The 18,550-nt window shown below is 33.8% G+C and carries 22 protein-coding genes and 1 tRNA gene; 18 read left to right on the top strand and 5 right to left on the bottom strand.

What is annotated here, in order from left to right; translation table 11 throughout:
* Positions 1-197 precede the first annotated feature (197 nt).
* The gene (locus E2L03_RS17345) at positions 198-2,573 is read left to right on the top strand and encodes a family 16 glycosylhydrolase (protein ID WP_134259871.1); all 2,376 of its coding nucleotides are present in this window, start codon (positions 198-200) and stop codon (positions 2,571-2,573) included.
* Between the two features lie 176 nt (positions 2,574-2,749).
* Here E2L03_RS17345 and E2L03_RS17340 read toward each other — a convergent pair whose 3' ends face one another.
* From E2L03_RS17340 to E2L03_RS17330, 3 genes are all read right to left on the bottom strand, one after another.
* The gene (locus E2L03_RS17340) at positions 2,750-2,932 is read right to left on the bottom strand and encodes a YvrJ family protein (protein WP_134259869.1); all 183 of its coding nucleotides are present in this window, start codon (positions 2,930-2,932) and stop codon (positions 2,750-2,752) included.
* Between the two features lie 231 nt (positions 2,933-3,163).
* Positions 3,164-3,373 carry a hypothetical protein gene (locus E2L03_RS17335; RefSeq protein WP_134259867.1) on the bottom strand — a complete coding sequence of 70 codons (210 nt, stop codon included), beginning with the start codon at positions 3,371-3,373 and terminating at the stop codon, positions 3,164-3,166.
* Entirely contained in the window at positions 3,366-3,956 is a 591-nt protein-coding gene (locus E2L03_RS17330; RefSeq protein ID WP_134259865.1) for a sigma-70 RNA polymerase sigma factor region 4 domain-containing protein, read from the bottom strand. Before E2L03_RS17330 ends, E2L03_RS17335 begins: the two co-directional genes overlap by 8 nt.
* Positions 3,957-4,430: 474 nt before the next feature.
* On the opposite strand from E2L03_RS17330, the gene E2L03_RS17325 reads away from it, so the two are divergent.
* From E2L03_RS17325 to E2L03_RS20595, 4 genes are all read left to right on the top strand, one after another.
* Positions 4,431-4,501 (top strand) — tRNA-Cys (locus E2L03_RS17325).
* A gap of 47 nt (positions 4,502-4,548) precedes the next feature.
* Positions 4,549-4,779, top strand: coding sequence for a glutaredoxin family protein (locus tag E2L03_RS17320; RefSeq protein ID WP_166740359.1), 231 nt, complete (start codon positions 4,549-4,551; stop codon positions 4,777-4,779).
* A 12-nt stretch (positions 4,780-4,791) separates the two neighbouring features.
* Positions 4,792-5,490 (top strand): phospholipase A2 family protein, encoded by a 699-nt coding sequence (locus tag E2L03_RS17315; protein ID WP_134259863.1) that lies wholly within the window; start codon positions 4,792-4,794, stop codon positions 5,488-5,490.
* A gap of 22 nt (positions 5,491-5,512) precedes the next feature.
* Positions 5,513-5,659, top strand: coding sequence for a hypothetical protein (locus E2L03_RS20595; protein WP_166740358.1), 147 nt, complete (start codon positions 5,513-5,515; stop codon positions 5,657-5,659).
* Between the two features lie 15 nt (positions 5,660-5,674).
* Here the strand turns inward: E2L03_RS20595 and E2L03_RS17310 are convergent, their stop codons facing one another.
* The gene (locus E2L03_RS17310) at positions 5,675-5,992 is read right to left on the bottom strand and encodes a hypothetical protein (RefSeq protein ID WP_134259861.1); all 318 of its coding nucleotides are present in this window, start codon (positions 5,990-5,992) and stop codon (positions 5,675-5,677) included.
* Positions 5,993-6,582: 590 nt separating this feature from the next.
* Here E2L03_RS17310 and E2L03_RS17305 point away from each other — a divergent pair.
* The 4 genes from E2L03_RS17305 (at position 6,583) to E2L03_RS20585 (ending at position 9,165) form a co-directional block, all read left to right on the top strand.
* Positions 6,583-7,671 carry a Rap family tetratricopeptide repeat protein gene (locus E2L03_RS17305; protein WP_055736713.1) on the top strand — a complete coding sequence of 363 codons (1,089 nt, stop codon included), beginning with the start codon at positions 6,583-6,585 and terminating at the stop codon, positions 7,669-7,671.
* Complete coding sequence (locus E2L03_RS20590) at positions 7,668-7,811, top strand: hypothetical protein (RefSeq protein WP_160319300.1); 144 nt, start codon at positions 7,668-7,670, stop codon at positions 7,809-7,811. The genes E2L03_RS17305 and E2L03_RS20590 overlap by 4 nt, the downstream gene beginning before the upstream one ends.
* Positions 7,812-7,927: 116 nt before the next feature.
* Positions 7,928-9,016 (top strand): Rap family tetratricopeptide repeat protein, encoded by a 1,089-nt coding sequence (locus E2L03_RS17300; protein ID WP_055736714.1) that lies wholly within the window; start codon positions 7,928-7,930, stop codon positions 9,014-9,016.
* Complete coding sequence (locus tag E2L03_RS20585) at positions 9,013-9,165, top strand: hypothetical protein (RefSeq protein WP_160319301.1); 153 nt, start codon at positions 9,013-9,015, stop codon at positions 9,163-9,165. The genes E2L03_RS17300 and E2L03_RS20585 overlap by 4 nt, the downstream gene beginning before the upstream one ends.
* A gap of 222 nt (positions 9,166-9,387) precedes the next feature.
* On the opposite strand, the gene E2L03_RS17295 is transcribed toward E2L03_RS20585, so the two are convergent.
* Positions 9,388-9,798: a hypothetical protein gene (locus tag E2L03_RS17295; protein ID WP_134259859.1), complete on the bottom strand. Its 411-nt coding sequence runs from the start codon at positions 9,796-9,798 to the stop codon at positions 9,388-9,390.
* A 354-nt stretch (positions 9,799-10,152) separates the two neighbouring features.
* Between E2L03_RS17295 and E2L03_RS20890 the strand changes: the two genes are divergently transcribed.
* The 9 genes from E2L03_RS20890 (at position 10,153) to E2L03_RS17255 (ending at position 18,548) form a co-directional block, all read left to right on the top strand.
* Positions 10,153-10,761 carry an acyltransferase gene (locus tag E2L03_RS20890; RefSeq protein ID WP_166740357.1) on the top strand — a complete coding sequence of 203 codons (609 nt, stop codon included), beginning with the start codon at positions 10,153-10,155 and terminating at the stop codon, positions 10,759-10,761.
* Positions 10,762-11,407: 646 nt separating this feature from the next.
* Complete coding sequence (locus E2L03_RS20580; protein WP_166740356.1) at positions 11,408-11,578, top strand: hypothetical protein; 171 nt, start codon at positions 11,408-11,410, stop codon at positions 11,576-11,578.
* 62 nt (positions 11,579-11,640) lie between these two features.
* Complete coding sequence (gene galU / locus E2L03_RS17285; protein ID WP_134259855.1) at positions 11,641-12,525, top strand: UTP--glucose-1-phosphate uridylyltransferase GalU; 885 nt, start codon at positions 11,641-11,643, stop codon at positions 12,523-12,525.
* Between the two features lie 13 nt (positions 12,526-12,538).
* The gene (locus E2L03_RS17280) at positions 12,539-13,234 is read left to right on the top strand and encodes a sugar transferase (RefSeq protein WP_134259853.1); all 696 of its coding nucleotides are present in this window, start codon (positions 12,539-12,541) and stop codon (positions 13,232-13,234) included.
* Positions 13,235-13,273: 39 nt separating this feature from the next.
* Entirely contained in the window at positions 13,274-14,785 is a 1,512-nt protein-coding gene (murJ, locus tag E2L03_RS17275) for a murein biosynthesis integral membrane protein MurJ (protein WP_166740355.1), read from the top strand.
* Between the two features lie 3 nt (positions 14,786-14,788).
* Positions 14,789-15,640 (top strand): LicD family protein, encoded by an 852-nt coding sequence (locus E2L03_RS17270; protein ID WP_134259849.1) that lies wholly within the window; start codon positions 14,789-14,791, stop codon positions 15,638-15,640.
* Positions 15,641-16,072: an FAD synthase family protein gene (locus tag E2L03_RS17265; RefSeq protein WP_134259847.1), complete on the top strand. Its 432-nt coding sequence runs from the start codon at positions 15,641-15,643 to the stop codon at positions 16,070-16,072.
* 15 nt (positions 16,073-16,087) lie between these two features.
* Positions 16,088-17,467, top strand: coding sequence for an O-antigen polymerase (locus E2L03_RS17260; RefSeq protein ID WP_134259845.1), 1,380 nt, complete (start codon positions 16,088-16,090; stop codon positions 17,465-17,467).
* Complete coding sequence (locus E2L03_RS17255; RefSeq protein WP_134259843.1) at positions 17,430-18,548, top strand: glycosyltransferase; 1,119 nt, start codon at positions 17,430-17,432, stop codon at positions 18,546-18,548. The genes E2L03_RS17260 and E2L03_RS17255 overlap by 38 nt, the downstream gene beginning before the upstream one ends.
* The last annotated feature ends 2 nt before the right edge of the window (positions 18,549-18,550 follow it).

Here is an 18,550-nt window from a genome sequence, read left to right as displayed (position 1 = left end):
TGAGAGCAACAAATTAGATATAATACAACACCTCGCCACCGTTACTCTAGTGGCGAGTTTTTTAAGTAAATGTCTACTTTGCTATTTTCCCAATTGAAAGATTCATAGAAGTAGGATACGGTTAACGAAAGCGCTTTCGTTAAGTGGGGGCGCTTATGTAAGCGCTTTTATAAAAATTGAATAAAGGAGGCATTAGTATGAAACGAAAGTGGTTCTTATTCTTTATGGTGGCTTTATTGTTCATTCCTACAACAACGAGTAACAATACGGAAGCTTCAACTTTATTTAATACACTCTATTTAGTAGAACAAGACGGGGAGCGCTCATTGTCGAGTGTCCAAGGGACAGGGTTAAAAGCAGATACGATCCGTGCATCTGGGGAGGGGAATGTCTATTTAATCGAACAGATAAGTGGATCGTATGATGGAAGCGGTACAGCTGTTGCAGATTTATTCTTAAATGGGACAGCAGTCGGTATCGGGATCGATGCACGTGTTTCCTATGACTTTAATGGAGATGGGCAGTGGGACCGAGTAGAGGAAACAGATTTAATAGCGACAGATGGGGTTTTAGAGGAAGGCTCGTATGAACAATTTACAAGAGAATTGGTTCATGTGGAGGGAGATGCTTACAAAGCATTTGAAAACGGTAAGATTCAGGTTGAAGTGTCGATGAGATTTGGGAATGGCGATGCAGAGATCAAAGTAAATGCACCAGAGCTCGCTTCGAATCTACAGTTGCCGTATACACTTGAACAAGAAAGCGATGAATCCCCTAGCACAGGCGAGAATCTTGTACGGAATGGCGATTTTTCCGAGGGAACAGCGCATTGGGATACGTGGGATGGTGAAGGCGGGCAGTCAACATTTTCGGTTGAGAATGGAGCAGGGAACATGCACATTCACCAAATTGCTGGTATGCACCCTGATTGGAACATTCCGATTAGCTGGTCAAATCAATTGTTTCAAGAAGGAATTTCTCTTGCTGGAGGAAGCGTCTATGAATTACGTTTTGATGTGTCATCCACAATGGAACGACCGATTGAAATTGAGCTTAATGGGCTTTCCAACAATCCGAAACATGCCTTTGATGTCACAACCGACACCGATACGAAACGAATTGAATTTTCATTGTTTCAGCAAAGCGACCTACAGCTTATGTTTTTATTGGGGAATGTTCGAAATGGTGAAAACCATACAGAAAACCGTCCTCACACGATTACGATAGACAATGTATCCATAAATAGAATTGGTGGGATTGGCGATAACGAACCAGACCGAGAATGGGAACTCGTCTGGAATGATGAGTTTGAAGGCACGGAATTAGATCGCTCCAAGTGGAACATCGATACAGGTAACGGGTTTTATTCAGGAGGAGAGTACTTCCCGGGATGGGGGAATAATGAATCACAATCCTATCAAGAAGAAAATGTGGAAATAAGAGATGGGCACCTTGTCCTTCGTGCCGAAGAAGAGACCGTTACAGATGAGCACGGTACGTATGACTTCACGTCAGGTAAAGTTCAAACGAATGGCTTATTCAGTCAAGCATACGGAAAGTTTGAAGCAAGAATGAAGCTACCAGAAGGTCAAGGGTACTGGCCTGCTTTTTGGATGATGCCTGAAGAAGATATTTACGGAGGATGGGCGTTATCAGGAGAAATTGATATTATGGAAAATCGCGGCTCTGAAACCGATGAAGTTGGCGCAGCGATTCATTACGGAGGTCAGTGGCCAAACAATCAATATTCAGGAGGAGCTTATCGTTTTCCAGAGGGTCAATCCACAACGGATTTCAACGTGTATAGCGTAGAGTGGGAGCCAGGAGAGCTTCGCTGGTATGTAAACGGAAATTTGTATACACGATTAACCGAATGGCATTCTGATAACGGCGAGTATCCAGCACCGTTTGATCAAGAATTCTTTCTCATTTTAAATTTAGCTGTTGGTGGATGGTACGGTGGTGAACCAGACGCAACTACTGAATTTCCGGGTGAAGTCGTTGTAGATTATGTTCGCGTGTATGAAGAAGTAGGCGCGAACTATCCTCAGCCAGGAGAACCAGACGATCGGGAATGGGTTGAAATAGGAGAAAACCTAGTGCGAGATGGTGCCTTTACAGAAACAACAGAGCTTGGTACGTCTGACCAATTGTCGGATACGTGGAATATCCACAACCAAGGCTGGTATGAAGGCTGGGCGGGTTTAGCCGATTTCGCCATTGAACAAGAAACCTTGCGAACAACGGTTCAGCAGGTCGGTTGGGAATGGTGGCACATTCAACTGTTTCAAAATCTAGAAGTGCCAGAAGGTGTGTACAAACTAGCCTTTGATATGCGTTCCGATACCCCACGCTTTCTAAATACCGAATTAGTCGGCAGTCAATCAGGGATAAAGCGACACTCCATTGGAACGGAAATGGAAACCCATGAAGCGATCATTGAAGTAGACGAAAATGGGGATTACAGTCTTATGTTTGGCTTTGGACGACGATCCGGAGATGCACAACTAGCAGTTCCCTATGGAATGGAATTGGACAATGTCCGCTTAGTAGAAGTAGAAGAAGTGAAATAAGAATAAAGGAAAACCGCTGCAGCGCAGTGGTTTTTCTTTATTATCATTAAAGTGAAATGCATGAAAAAAGAGGGCGGCAAGTTGAATCTTTGTATGATTTCCCCGTGTGAATTAGTTGTTATATCTTTCATTATTAAACAAAGCCGGTCAAGGGTAAATGACCGGCTTCCGTGGAGCTATTCATCTTTCGCAATTTCCCTATTAATAGACTCGACTTTATGATTGTTCTCCCTAATTACAGAAGCTAAGAGATTAATTTTCCTTTCAAAACGTACTAATAAATAGACCGCCACTAATATAGGGAAACCAAAATTACCAACTAACATTGCGAAGGTATCTGCGTTTTCAATCAAATCCATCACCTCCTTAACTTAAAAGGAGAGAATACGCATAATTTTATAAACAACTAAAACTGAAATTATTCTAATTTATCTAAATTATTTTTAAGTTTATAGATCATTTTAGCCGTGTCTTGAGCCAAACCCCCATATATAACCCTGTCTTTTTCATTGCAGCATTCTAAACATTTAGAACATATTGAAAGTGTTTGGTGTAAGGAAACTATGCATGCTAAAGTGTTTTCAATTTGATTATTCATCGTTATCCCACTCTCCTAATTGATCTTCAACAAAACTGAAAAATCCAGGCACGTCCTCAAACTTAATTTTATCTGCAGATGTGCATATTTTTTCTTTAATATCTTGTTCAACATCTTCTTGGTAGTGTTGTGGAATTGTGCCTACCGACTTCTTAATTTTTAAATCAACTTTATCTAATATATACTCACATACATTATCCATGCTCTCCACACTCCAAATTTTGATATAGTCTCTTAATAATATTCCGGTGCGTAGTTGAAATGTATTGTGGTGAATCACCGAAAAATTGAGCGATTTCATGATTTTTCATATCATAAATGTAAAATAGGTCTAGTATCTTCAAGTGTTTTTGTTTGAGGTTTTTTAGTAATTTATAAAGGTATTTATCTTCTATACAATCTAGGAGAGATAAACATTCATTATTTTGATTACTTAATAAGGTACTGCTTTTAAATAACAAATAATCATGTAGACTGTTATTCGAATTTTCTCTTTCATCATCTAAAATCAAAATGTTGCGGTTATGAAATCTGGCATAACGTTTTTTAGAATCATATACATAGTGCTCAACAAGTTTCGTCATATAGTGGATTAATTTAACCTTGTAAAAATAGAATCGAAATTCATCATCTAAAATTTTCATATTCTCTTTGCTAGGATTAGCAATATATTTTTTGACTAATATCAAATTTTCTTCTTCGTTGAGAAATCTAATCATGATAGGATTGCTAATTTTCTTTAATTTAGCCAGAAAAACTTGAACATTACCTTTGTTTACAGACATTAAAAGACCCCCTTTGTCATTAAAGAGACAAAAGTATCTCATTTATAAAGTGAATTGACAAAATAAAGTAATACGAGATCGTTTAATGGGGAATTTACAGTAATATGATTTGCGATTCTTATTTGATGCCAAAGTAAACGTTTTTTTAAAGAGATTATTAAAAGTATCAAGTTCTTGTTTACTTTTGTTATTTTCGATTCTCTTTAATGGATAGGAAAGGGGCAGTGAAAAATGGTTACTATCTATATCCAAGAAGGATGCAAGTTTTGCGCGTATCTCAAAGAATTTATTATCGGAATAATCAATTAGTTAAACTGAAAAAATCTAACTAATAACTAGTTCTATCGTGATGTATTTTTAGAACTAGGTGGTCGAGGTGTGCCTTTAAGTATTGTTGACGATAAGGAGTATTTTAATTTCTCTGAAGAAGTGAAAGTAAGATTTACAAAGAAAAAGGCTCTGGGATAAATTTGTGGCGGTATAGCCAAGTGGTAAGGCAATGGTCTGCAAAACCTTTATCCTCGGTTCGAATCCGAGTGCCGCCTTAAAGAGAATAAGAATCTCTTTAAATAAATATAAGGAGGTGAGAGTCTTGAGTGTAGTTATTTATACTAGAACAGGTTGTAAGTATTGTGATTACCTAAAAAGTTTTATGAGTGCTTTAGATAGGGAGTACACTGAAAAAAACATTTCTGATCATTATATTTATGCCGAGGAATTTCAAGCTGAGAAAGTGCATGGTGTACCTTTAACCATAATTGATGGGAAGAAATATGTCGGTTTTTCTTCTGAGGTTAAATCACTATTAAAAAATTTAAAGTAAAGGATGGATTTTATGTATAGCAATACAATTTTACTTGAAAAAGATCAATTTATCTTCGGTACTGATTATAATACACTCAGTGAAACCAATGACTTTAGCTCTAAATTAGGGAAGCTAATACAATTTGCAAGAGAAAGATATGATTTTGACAATGTACCAACACAGCATCAAGAATTATTATCGGATATGAAACTAACAGATGATGAGACTCCAACGCTTTTGCAAGATGGGTATATTGTTTATGAGGATAAATTTTCTTTAGAATTAGCTCAAATAACTCACCCGGATGGTGAAATAACAACGGATGTTCGAGCTTTTCTTAAAAGCACATCAGGACAATACGAAATACTCGAAGTTTCAACTAATGATGAGGTTGTTGCGGTCGGTCATTCAGATCAGATTACAACTCATGATTTTTCGTTACAAAATATTGGCTGGTTATGTTATGAAACTTGTTGCACATTTGGTGGTTTAAACTGGCAACATTGCGGTTCGAATTGTGGTCAACAAGCAGGTTCAGATTACGGTGGAGGTACACCAATTAACGACACTGATGAATGTTGTGCGGCGCATGACGCGTGTTGGGATATTTATGGTTCATACACTTGCAGTTGCGAGGAAAACTTTTTTAATTGTCTTACAGGTTTATCTGAAACAGGAACTTGGAGAATTAGACAATATGCCCGCTATACTCGGAATAGAGCTTGTTAATTAGATTATAGGAGGTGATTTTATGAGCACAAACAATGAGAAAGTGTCACCACAGTTTGAATATCAGTGTAGCATAGATCCAGATTGTTGTAGTTATGAAAATCCAGGTTGCGTGATGATTCTCGATCACGTAAGTATGCCAATTGGGTGTTATCCTTGCCCTTCATAACACAAAAAGACCCGTCTATTTAGATGGGTCTTTTCTTATTTGTATTTTCTGAGACGGGGCATAATATAACACAAGTTTAACTATGGTTAACGCGAGGCAGGTAGGTGCAATTATAAGTGCACCTTGAAAAATTCCAATTATTAGTATTGAATCGACTTGAGAAGCAAGTATAGAGAAAATGATGCTATTTAAAACAAAACCAAACAAAGGCGTGAACCAATCAGTGAAAAAAAGGGAGTTACTTTTCAAAAATGTCCTAACCGATATTTCTACTAATAAATACAATAGAACAATCCCGCCAATGAAAATTGAGACAAAGACTACATCACTCATAAATTAACCTCCTTACAAAAATTTAAAAATCGAATGATTAATCTGAATTGTAACTTTTAAGATTGCCAAAAGCAACCATACTTTTTATATGTACGTGCTTTTTAATATTATTAATAATAATGATTGATTTATAAATGAATGTAAGCACAGATGAAAACGGCAGAAATCTAAAAAATCCTACGTTACTATTCAACCATTTTCCATATGCGTAGCCTTATATTTCTTATATTTCTTATAATTCTTTATAAATTATTAACGAAATGCGTTTGTCTATTAAAGTTTCAAGGGTTGAAGATGATTAGCAGAGAATGTAGAGTTGTACTATTAATAAAGACCAGAAAAAGATCTTAAAGTCGTAGACGACCTTTAATTTATTTTCCTTGAATTCATAAGTGATAACTTAGATCTATTCTTATAGACTATGAAGTATGACCATATCCTTTCGACTAAAAATGACACTAATAGACAAAAATAGATATGTAAAAAACTTACTTGTTCAACCATTTTCCCAACCTTGAAAATCTTAAATTTCAATATATTTCCTGTATACTAATTGGAAGAGATTGAATTTGAAGAAATGAGGATTGGATATGAAGACATATGCCGTCGAAAGGGTAGGACAACAAATTGTAGAGTGGTATAGCTGCATTATGACAAAGGATATAAAACAAGCAAAATTATTAAAGCCAGAAGTGGATATAATGGTTGCGAATATGGAACCAGACGACAAAATGTTAGCTTACTATCAATTGGTTTCTTTGCAGTATGATTTGTTGGTTCTAAGAGAAGCTCCTGATGAAAAGACAGAAGCGTTAAACGAAACGATATTAGAAAACATCGCCGTTCAGACAAATGATTATTTAAACTTTATGTATTACTATGTATGGGGTCAGACTGAGTTTTATAAACAACGTTATAAGTCAGCTATACGAACATACAAAATAGCGGAACGGTTAATTGAAAAAGTAAAAGACCCTTTAGAAAAAGCTGAATTCTATCAAAAGCTTGGAATCAGTTATTATCGGATTGATCAATATACATTTGCGTTCTCCTATCTGGAACAGGCTTTAGAGATCTTTGAAAAAGATTCTAGTTATATAATGAATGTCATATCTTGTAAGCAAATCTTAGCAGGTATTCATAGTGAACTTAAGGAATATGAGAAAGCCGAAGCGATTTATACTGAGCTACTAGTATTATCAAAACCATATCCTTATTATCAAGCGATCACTACATACAATATGGGTTTAAGTAGAATCTTTGTTGGCAATCTTGACGAAGCTATTCAACATTTTAACAAGGCTATACGAATTGAAGAATTTAGGAATTCAGCTATCTATTTAAAAGCAAAGTACCATGTATTAAATTTACAAATGAGGTTGGGAAACTATGCAGAGGGGCTTGAACAATTAGAAGAAGAAGTACATAATAAAGATGTGAAAGAGATTGAAGGGAAGCTTTTAATATGTCGTGGTCTTTACTTGAATGAGGGATACTGGCTTATAGAAAAGGGCTTGAATTTGCTACAAACACATGAGTATTATTCTGAATGTCGCAATCTGTGTGAAGAAATTTCCAAACATTATAAAAAAGCGGATGATTACAAAAAAGCTTTATATTTCTTAGAGTATGCAAATGAAATGGGTAATAAAACAATACTAGGGGTTGATCAAAGTTGAAAAAGTTGTTAACTGGATTAGCGGTTGTTTTTGTTCTAGGTTCTATAAGTTATACGGCAAATACTTTTGATTCATTAAGTCACAAGCATGAGCATGGTCCTGCAAGTTTTGGTTCAGTAGAAAGTAAGCACGAGCATTAATTATTTACCTAGAGTCGCTCCACGTCTAAGTAGTACTGCTTTGTTATTTTGAAAAATCCTCATCTTTTGAACAGACGAGGGTTTTTCAGTATATATAGAAAGAAAAGAGGGGAGTTATGAAGGGTTTAGCAGTTGAGAGGGTAGGACAACAAATCGTAGATTGGTATAGTTGTATTAAGACAAATGATGTAAAACAAGCAAAGTTATTAAAGCCAGAAGTCGATGTACTGGTTGCCAATATGAAACCAGACGACAAAATGCTTGCTTATTATCAATTGGTTTCATTGCAGTATGATCTATTAATCTTGAAGGTGTCTCCAGAGGAAGCGAAAACCAATTTAGATGTGAGTGTATTGGAGGGCATTGCAAATCAGGCAGACGATTATCTTAAATTCATGTACTACTATGTTTGTGGGAGAGCTGAATTTTATCACAAGCGCTATAAGTCGGCGATACGTACCTATAAAATTGCCGAACGATTAATTGAAGAAGTCAAAGATCCTGTGGAAAAGGCTGAGTTCTATCAGAAACTTGGGATTAGTTATTATCAAATTGATCAATACACGTTCGCATATACCTATCTTGAACTAGCCTTAGAATTCTTTGAGAAGAACTCCAGCTATAAGATTAATGTCTTTATATGCAAGCAAACTTTATCAGGCATATACAGCGAGCTTCAACAACATAGCAAAGCTCAAGAAATGTATAATGACCTATTGGAGGATACAAAGTCTTCTCCCTATAATCAAGCTATAACCAAATACAATATTGGAATCAACAGAATCTGGTTAGGAAACTTTGATGAAGCAATATCCTACTTTAAACAAGCTTTAGAGAATCCTGCATTTCAAAAATCAACTATTTCTATAAAGGCTCATTATCATATTATGAATTTAGAAATACGATTAGGTAAAAAACAAAAAGGGCTAGCGTGGCTAGAAGAAGAGGCCAAACTGAAGAATGCGAAAGATATTGAAGGGAAGCTAATGGTCACCCGTGGTTTATATGTAGATAAAGAGAATTCGTTAATTATGCAGGGCCTAGAATTACTAGAATCAAGTCAATGCTTTTATGAAGCTTATGAAATGAGCAGTGAAGTTTCGAAATATTATAAACGGAGTAGAGACCTAAAAAAAACCGCCTATTTTACTAAGTATGCGCACGATATGAAGTGTAAAGCGATTTTAGGACTTGATCAGTCATGAAGCAAGTAGTTGCCATGATCGCAGCTTTACTTATTGTGAGTTCTCTTTATCTCGTATCCAATTCTTTCGATGCTTCATCCTCAAAACAAGATACTGACTATAGCGTAATTGAGCTTAACTCACCACCCAAAAATGAAACAGGTAATTGAGATAAGCGATATGTTTCATTTAATTTGAACAACCAAAGAATCAGCTGGTTGTTTTTTTATTTTTATATATTGATAGGTGGAGGAAAGCCACGATTAAATCTTATTACATAAAAGAGGATCAGTGTTTTTATGTATGTACACAATGCCGACCACATAAAAGGTAATAAGGGTATTCCTTTAAATAAAGACTAGAAAGAGCCTGAACTCTTCTAGTCTTTTTTATTATTCTGCTCTGACTTCAATGGTTCTCTCATTAACAATCTCATCACCATCAAACTCTTGAAGATTCAAATCAAAATCATACAGATTCTCTAAAATATCATCTGGTGGCACTTCTTCAAGGTTAACAGAGAAAGTGAACTCTTGGTCTCCAGGAATTGTATTTGGAATTTCAGCATGAATAGATGCACTCTCATGTTCAAAGTATTCATTTACTCCATCATCCAAAAACAATAGTTCGTAGGCAACATCAATCTCCTGATTGTTTTCGTTCTCGAGAATCATTGCAAAAGTTGGCATCGGCTCAGAAACAAACTGGGAATGAACAAACTGAACATCATTCAAATCAGTCCCTGAAGAGCATCCGGCTAATAAGAAAAAAGAAGATAGTGTATAAAGTGATAATTTCTTCAAATGAAGACCCCGCGTTATCAACTATTCTAGATCATACCCTAAATTTAATTAAGCAGCAAAGAGATCCTTTTGGTCAGCTGAATCTGGTCTTTCTAAAGTGATTTGTTCATTTTCCTCTGGCTATTAATTAACGTTCTCAAACATAATTCCACCTGTTGTAACACTATCTAAAATATTGGCGCTATGGAACTGACCCTCGAATATGGAATTTCAAAAAACATTATGCTGCCTAGTGAATACGACATTTATCAGACAGATTCGTCCAACTGTCTGATAAAAAAATTATGTAACCTATCGCATTTGTATAGATGTTATAATTATATTTATATAAATTCTCAAGAAGGAGCGATTATTTTGTTTAACAATACGAAAAAAATCATACGCCGATTAATTTGGATAAGAAATGCGAGATCAGCAAGAAAAAAAGGCGTTAATTTAGGAAAAAAAGCTGTTATTCACGGTAAAATGGAACTTCGTCTAAAGAAAAACAGCAATATTACGATTGGTGAAAATGTGCTGCTCAATTCTGTAAACCGTGATTATCACATTAACATGTCTAATTCAATAAAACTTTACACTGGTCAAGAAGGAGCAGAGATAAAAATAGGGAACAACACTCGTATACACGGTTCTTGTATTCATGCATACGAGAAAATACATATTGGAAACAATTGTTTAATCGCCGCCAACTCTCAAATTATTGATTGCAATCGACACGGACTGCATTTCGAAGATCCGATTCGTCGATTAGAAAGAATTACTGAGTCAAAACCTGTAATTATAGAAGATTATGTTTGGATTGGTATGAATTCTGTTATTCTGCCTGGAGTAACCATCGGTGAAGGTGGTGCAGTAGCTGCCGGTAGTGTTGTAACAAAAGATGTTCCTCCCTACACTTTGGTCGGCGGGAACCCAGCAATTATTATTAAAAGACATAACACAAGTGTAGAGCGAGTCAAATGACCCTCTCTACTTTAGAAAGTTCTCAGGTTCAAATACATCTCTTGAGCCTCTAAATATCTCTGATTTTAAAAATATGTACATTTGTTTAAATATATATAGACCTATGATTAATACTTGGGGTAAAAATTGAAGTGCACTAAATTTTAAATTGATATTCCACCGAAGAATACCGAACAGATACTCATTATCTATTGTCTACAATCATAATGAAACAGTGAAAAATACTACAAAAAGATATTAAAGATAAATTTTTCAACCTTTCAAAATTTCAATGTACCATTAAGGAACGCCTTTGCACTAACAATCACAAATATTTTCCGCCAATTGTAACGGGAATTTCCCTGTCATATTTTATGACAGTCGGTGTCGAAAAAAAGGGATTTGTGATACTTACCTTGAATAATGAAAAGAGGTATTGTTTACGTCTGGTAAGTAAGTTGAGTATAGTCATGATCTGATATTAATATTTGTAAGTGTGTTTAAAACTATGCGAAATGAGTTATTAACTTTCTAAAAGTTTTCTAGCTTAAACTTCTGAATTATGGTAGATTATGAGTAACGCTGTCATAAATGGAAAAAAAGACACGATGAATGTCAAAAAAAGTGGGATAAATCCATTCTTTGTTTCTTGAGGGCGTCTATTTACATGGAACAACTGGTCATGTCTTCAATACCATTACCAATGAAGGCACTCGGCTATGCTAAGGGTACACACCTTAGGCGCAGGTCGCCGATGGCATGGTGTGAGGAGAGGTTTAATGCCTCTGGTCAATACGACCAATACAAAAAACAGTTAGAAGAGCGCTTACATTTATGATGTAGGAATTTTTCTAACTGTTTTTTATTGTCGGAGTTACATTAAAAAGGGGAGTTTTCAAAATGATGACAATCAAAAAAGCAATTATACCAGCAGCAGGACTTGGTACACGGTTCTTGCCCGCAACGAAAGCAATGCCAAAAGAAATGCTTCCGATCGTTGACAAGCCTACGATTCAATACATCATAGAAGAAGCGATCGAGTCAGGGATTGAAGATCTTATCATTGTGACAGGGAAAGGGAAGCGAGCGATTGAAGATCATTTCGACCATTCCTTTGAACTGGAACAGAATCTCTTTAATAAAGGAAAGCTTGAGATGCTTGAGAAGGTGGAAGCTTCCTCGAAGATTGATATTCACTACATTCGACAAAAAGAACCTAAAGGACTTGGTCATGCTGTTTGGTGTGCGAGAAAGTTCATTGGTGATCAGCCATTTGCTGTTCTTCTAGGGGACGACATTGTTCAAGCGGATACACCATGTTTAAAACAGTTGATTCAACAATTTGAAAAAACAAAGCGCTCGGTCGTTGGGGTACAGTCGGTTCATGATACGGAAACTCACCGTTACGGTATCATTGATCCTGAATCAAAAAATGGTCGTTTGTACGGCGTTTCCCAATTTGTGGAGAAACCAGCACAAGGAACAGCACCATCAAACTTAGCGATTATGGGTCGCTACATCTTAACGCCGGAAATCTTTCAATTCTTAGAGAAACAAGAAACCGGTGCAAGTGGGGAAATTCAACTGACCGATGCGATTCAAGCATTAAATGATTCTCAAAATGTGTATGCGTATGACTTTAAAGGCTCTCGTTATGATGTTGGGGAGAAACTTGGTTTTGTCTTAACACAAATTGAGTTTGCGATGCAGCATGACGAATTGAAAGAAGAATTAATTAGAAAAATGAAAGAATATCTAGATAAAATTAAAATTGCATCTACATAATTAGGGAGGATATATGTTGGATACATCGCGAGCTCGAGATCAAGTTTTTAAAAGTAATAATGTAAAAGAAAAAGAGAAAATTTTTCAAGATAAAAAAACTTATATCTTTGCAAAAAGATCAATAGATATTATCGGAGCCTTAGTAATGAGCTTATTAATTTTACCTGCTGTGTTGTTCATTTTAATGCTTTATCTTTTTGAATCAAAAAAGGGACCAGTACTTTTTAAACAAGAACGGGCAGGGAAGCATGGAGAAATGTTTAACATATATAAGTTTCGTTCTATGGCAATAGATGCTGAGGACAGGTTGAAAAGAGAGCCAAGTCTATATCAAAAGTATGTTGATAACAATTACAAACTTGAACCCCATGAAGACCCGCGTATTACTAAATTAGGAGCCTTTCTTAGGAAGACTAGTTTAGATGAATTGCCACAAATCATTAATGTTCTGAAAGGAGAAATGAGTTTAGTTGGCCCTCGGCCAGTTGTTAAGCCTGAACTTGAAGAATATGGAGACCATTTAGACAAATTTCTTTCTGTGAAACCTGGAGTTACTGGCTATTGGCAAGTAAGTGGTAGAAGTGACGTTGTTTATCCTGAGAGAGTAAATGTTGAGCTTTATTATGTTTATAATCGAAGTCTAAAGCTTGATATTAAAATATTATTCAAGACAGTATCTCAAGTGTTGCTTAGAAAAGGTGCATATTAATCTTATTAAATTAAGATTTCTGTGCGTGGAGAGATAGATTTGAAAATTTTAAAGTTTACTTTAATTGTAGCTGTAATTTCATTACTAAGCAGAGTAATTGGCTTTTTAAGAGAGGCGGTTATAGCAAGCGAGTTAGGTGTATCTTTTGAAGCAGATGCAGTTTATGTTGCATTGACCTTACCAAATATTTTTCAGTTTGTTTTTGGTGCAGCAGTTGCTAACGCTTTAACTCCAATATTTATAAGAGAGAAAAGCAAGGCTTTGCAAAATGGTAGACAACTTCTGTCAAGCGTCGTTATTAAATCTTGCATTTATTTTGGTGTAATAATATTAGTTATATTATTGTTATCGGGTCATGTTGTTAATTTGCTAGCTCCCGAATTGGACGATCCAACAAAGCTTTTAGCTCAAAACATAATAATCTATTTATTACCAGCATGTTTTCTTATAGGCATAAGTCAAATATTTAAACAATTACTTCAGGCAGAAGAAAGACTATTTGCATCTAATATTGGACAAGTTATACTGAATGGATCAGTGATTTTAGTAATGTTTTTATCTTTTGACCATATTAGTGCAAGTGTTGCTTTAGTTTATGGAATGTTTATTGGGTCCTTTATTACTATATTACTCCAGTTAGTTGTTCTATACAAAGTTAATCTAAATATTAAATTAGATCTTAGAAACAAGCATTCTAATGAAGTTTTTAAATCATCTATAGTTATAATGTTGGGTCTCTTTTTAAATCAACTATACTTAATTATAAATAGAATTCTTGCATCAGGGTTGTCAGAAGGTAGTATAGCAGCATTAAGTTACAGTGAAAAGATAATACAATTGCCCTTAGGTGTTATAGCACAATCTTTAGGAATTGTTATATTCCCCATAATTAGCGAGTTAATAGTTGATAAAGATGAAAGAAGTTTGAATAAGATCGTAAATAATTCTATAAAAATAATGACGATAATTAGCTTACCAATTTCTATAGTAATATTATTTTTCAGTACAGAAATTGTAGATATACTGTTTGGTAGGGGCGCTTTTGGAGATGAAGCTATATTTATGACATCAATAGCACTCTCTTATTTTTCTTTTATGCTAGTATCGCAAAGTCTTATTATGGTACTCACAAGGGTTTACTATGCACTTAATAAACCGAAAGTACCATTGTATTCAATATTTATTTCGGTTACTGCTTGTGTAATTCTCTCTATTTGGTTAAGGGAGATTTTAGGACACGGCGGTATTGCATTGGCTAATACAATTGCTATGGCGTTTAATTCTATAATAATGTTGGTCTGTCTTAAAAGATATAACATTAATTTCAAGTTAAAGATTAATAGTTTGTTTATGAGATATACTCTATTTTTGATGTTTTTCTCAATTTTAAATTATTATCTTTCAAATAAAGAATTTTTATCAAATACATTAATAGATTTTTTATTAAAGATTTTTGTTATAAGCTTTTATATGATTTTAGCTTTCTTTTTAATAAAGGATCAAGACATGTTGAATTTGGTTGAAAAATTCAAGAAAAAACTGGGGGTATGACTAATGAAGGATGATACTTTAAAGAGAGTCCAAATAGAGGCTAAAGACATATTAATAGAGTTTGACCGTATTTGTAAAAAGAATAACTTAAAATATCAAATGTTTGCTGGTTCCCTATTAGGAACTGTAAGACATAAAGGTTTTATTCCGTGGGATGATGATATAGATGTTTGTATGCTACGTGAAGATTTTGAAATTTTTAAAGCGAAATGTCAGGATGATTTAAAAGACAATTATTTCTTCCAATCTTATGAAACAGATCCTGAATTTAATAGACAGTTCATTAAATTGAGGAAAAACGGGACTATCTTTCTTGAGGATAATTTCAAAGATTCTAAAATTCATCACGGGATTTTTATTGATATTTTTGCATTAGATAATGTGCGGCCAAATTCAATATTAGGATTAATACAACAAAAAATATTATATATAATGGGGAGACTACAGTTATTAAGAGTGAAAAGATTTTCGGAGAAACAAGACAATAAAGTGAAGCGAAGTGTATTCGTTTTTGCACATTACATTTTAAAAGCTATACCTAAAAAATGGACAGATAAATTAGATACAAAAGTTGCTCGTATGTTTAATAGTGAAAACGAGAAGTATGTATCTCACCTTCAAAATGGAGTGTCAAAAAAAAGATATAACAAATTTCTAAGAAGAAAAGATGAGTTTAATTTAACAGAACTTGCTGAGTTTGAAGGTATTATGGTGCCAATTCCAAAAAATTATAAAGAAGTACTAGAGAATATTTATGGTAATTATATGGATCTTCCAAATATAGAAGATAGAAAACCACACCATGGGGTTATTAAGATTGAATTTAATAACAAAGATAGAAAGGAGATAATTTAATTGAAAAACAAAATTGTTGGTTATACAACTGGTGTTTTTGACCTATTCCATATAGGGCATTTAAATGTGATAAAAAAAGCTAAAGAAAATTGCGATTATTTAATTGTAGGTGTTACGTCTGATGAACAAGTTGAACTTGTTAAAAATAAGAAAGTAATTATACCTTTTGAAGAGCGAATTGAGATAATACAATCATTAAAATTTGTTGATGAGGCAGTTTGTGAATCTAATACAGATAAGTTGGAAGCATGGGAGAGGTTAAGATTTAATAGGTTATTTAAAGGTGATGATTGGAAAGGTACTAAAAAATGGGACAACTATGAGTTAGAATTTAGTAAACTAGGTGTTGAAATATATTATTTTGAATACACTAAAGGGACTTCTTCCACGCAGTTGTCAAATGTCCTCAAAAAAATTAGCCTTACAACATGATGTAGAGGTAGATGTATGAAAAAATTCTTTGTAATAAATTTCTTTTTAATTAATTTGCTAATTATGATTTTTTTCTTAGATAATGTATTTGTAGCTCTAACTTTTATAGTACATTTTTCTTTAATAACTATAGGCATTATAAAAAGTATTAAAGGAAAATATGTTACTGTTGATCTAATAATATGGCTATTTAAGTATCTGTTCTTTATATTTTCTCCGATAATCCAAATTAATACGGGATATTTCCCTAACAATCTACCTGTTATTTTTGATGAAGTAATAATTGTTAATTTCATACTTATTCTATGGAGTTCAATTTTTTTGTTAGTACGGAAAACACCAAGGCAGGTAACGATGAATAAATTTGAGCTCAATAAGAGTATTGAAAGCACCAAACCTACAACTTTTTTCTTCTTTGTTTCAGCTACAGTAATAGGATTATTTACGTATTTATTATTGGGGTTTGATTTTTTTCTTGGTCACATAGGTTGGGAAGATATAATTGAAAACAGCTCTTTGTCCTTAATAGCAGCAATTGGTTTAAGGGGTATTATTTTCACCAATTTTCTACTTGTATTTGCGAAATTTAAAAATAATAGGGGTATATATTTAATACCATTTTTAATTTCAGTACTATTATTAATCTACTACGTAAATCCTTTTAACGTAGCTAGGTATTATTTAGCATTCGTAGGGCTAACAATTATAGCATTGTTTTATAGGGAATTAATTACGACTTTGAGATTTTTCATTATATTTTTAGTAGGTGTATTTATTGTCTTTCCATTTGTTAACATATTTCGAGATGGTTTCAGTGAAATAACTTCGTTTAACATTAGTGAATTAGCTTTCTCTCAACTACTACAGCTGCATTTTGATGCCTACTCAAATATAATAGCTACTTTTCAGTATGTTTCATTATATGGTTTACAGTGGGGTTTTCAATTATTAGGAAGTGTCTTTTTTTTCGTTCCTAGGAACATTTGGGAGAGCAAACCACCTCACACTGGAGAATTAATAGGTGATTATTTAATACAGTCTGGTTATATGAATTTTAATAATTTGGCAAACGCTTTACCTAGTGAGATGTTTGTCGATTTTGGAATTCTCGGTATTGTTGTAGTTCCTGCTTTAATGGCTTATTTGTTAAATAAATTAGACCAAAAATTAAATGTGAAAAATTATCTTGCGTATTGCATTATTCTTGGGTTTATATTTTATATCTATAGAGGAGCATTGATGAGTGGTTTTGCGTACTCAATTGGAACTTTGGTAATAGTGTATCTATTACCGAAATTTATAGATAAGATAGTTACATTTGTTAAATCATCAACTACAGAGCAAGGAGACGGAAATATTGGAAGTTATTTTCCTAATGAGAATCGACGCCTTTAATAAAACAGGGGGAGATACTCAACAGATCAAAAACTATGTTAAAGAACTTAATAAACTTGGTGTGAATGCAACTATATCAACTGACTTATCAATTGACCTAAGTAATTACGATATAGTCAATTTGGTTAATATTGATAGGCCTATAGAAACTTGGGAATTTTATAAAAAAGCTAAAAGACTGGAAAAGAAAATAGTATTAATTTCTATTCATCATAGCTATGAACAAATTAATCATTTTGAAAAAACTCAGCGTTCTGGGGTATTACGATTAATAAATGTATTTGCAAGAGATTTTTGGAAAAGAGAAAAAGTGAAAAATTTAATAAGATCTATTAACCATCCCGAGCTTTTTACAGCATCTTTAAAAATGCTATTTAGCAATGTGAAAGAGAAACAAAAAGAAATTATTAGAGAGTCTGATTTAGTTATTACGTTAGCAGAAAAAGAAGCCATAGAAATCAATAGGGATTTCGATTTGACAATTTCCACTACAGATTATTTAATAGTAAAAAATGGCGTCAATTTGCCTAGCAAACAAGTGAATTTTAAAAAGAAAAAATATGATGTATTGGTAGTTGGAAGAATTGAACCAAGAAAAAATCAATTAAATATTATTAAGGCATTAGCAGGATCGGATATTAAAGTATTGTTCGTAGGTAAAGAAAATGGTAATAGTAAATCATATGTTAATGAATTTAAGAAGCAAATTAAATGTAACGAAAATATGTCTTATTTAGGTGCTGTTGAATATGAGAAAATGAAGGAAGTATATATGGCTAGTAAGGTTCATCTTTCTGCTAGTTGGTTTGAAGTTACGCCTCTTGTTGATATAGAGGCTCTTTACTTTGGATGCAATATAGTTACAACTGAAAATAGCTTTTCAGAGGAGTATTTAGGTGAATTTGCTGAATTTGTAAACCCATCAAATATAGAAGATATTAAAGGGAAAATTATTAAAAGCTTAGGTAAACCTCAAATTCAAAATGCACAGGTATACATTAAAAATAATTTCAACTGGGAAAGATCTACTAAATTATTATTTGAAAGTTATAATAAAATTTTAATTAGGGAAGGGAGTTAGAG

Source organism: Shouchella oshimensis, from assembly GCF_004375095.1.
GTDB lineage: Bacteria > Bacillota > Bacilli > Bacillales > Bacillaceae_D > Shouchella > Shouchella oshimensis.
The sequence above is the reverse complement of the archived record's forward strand: the minus strand, read 5'-3'. Positions and strand labels throughout refer to the sequence as shown.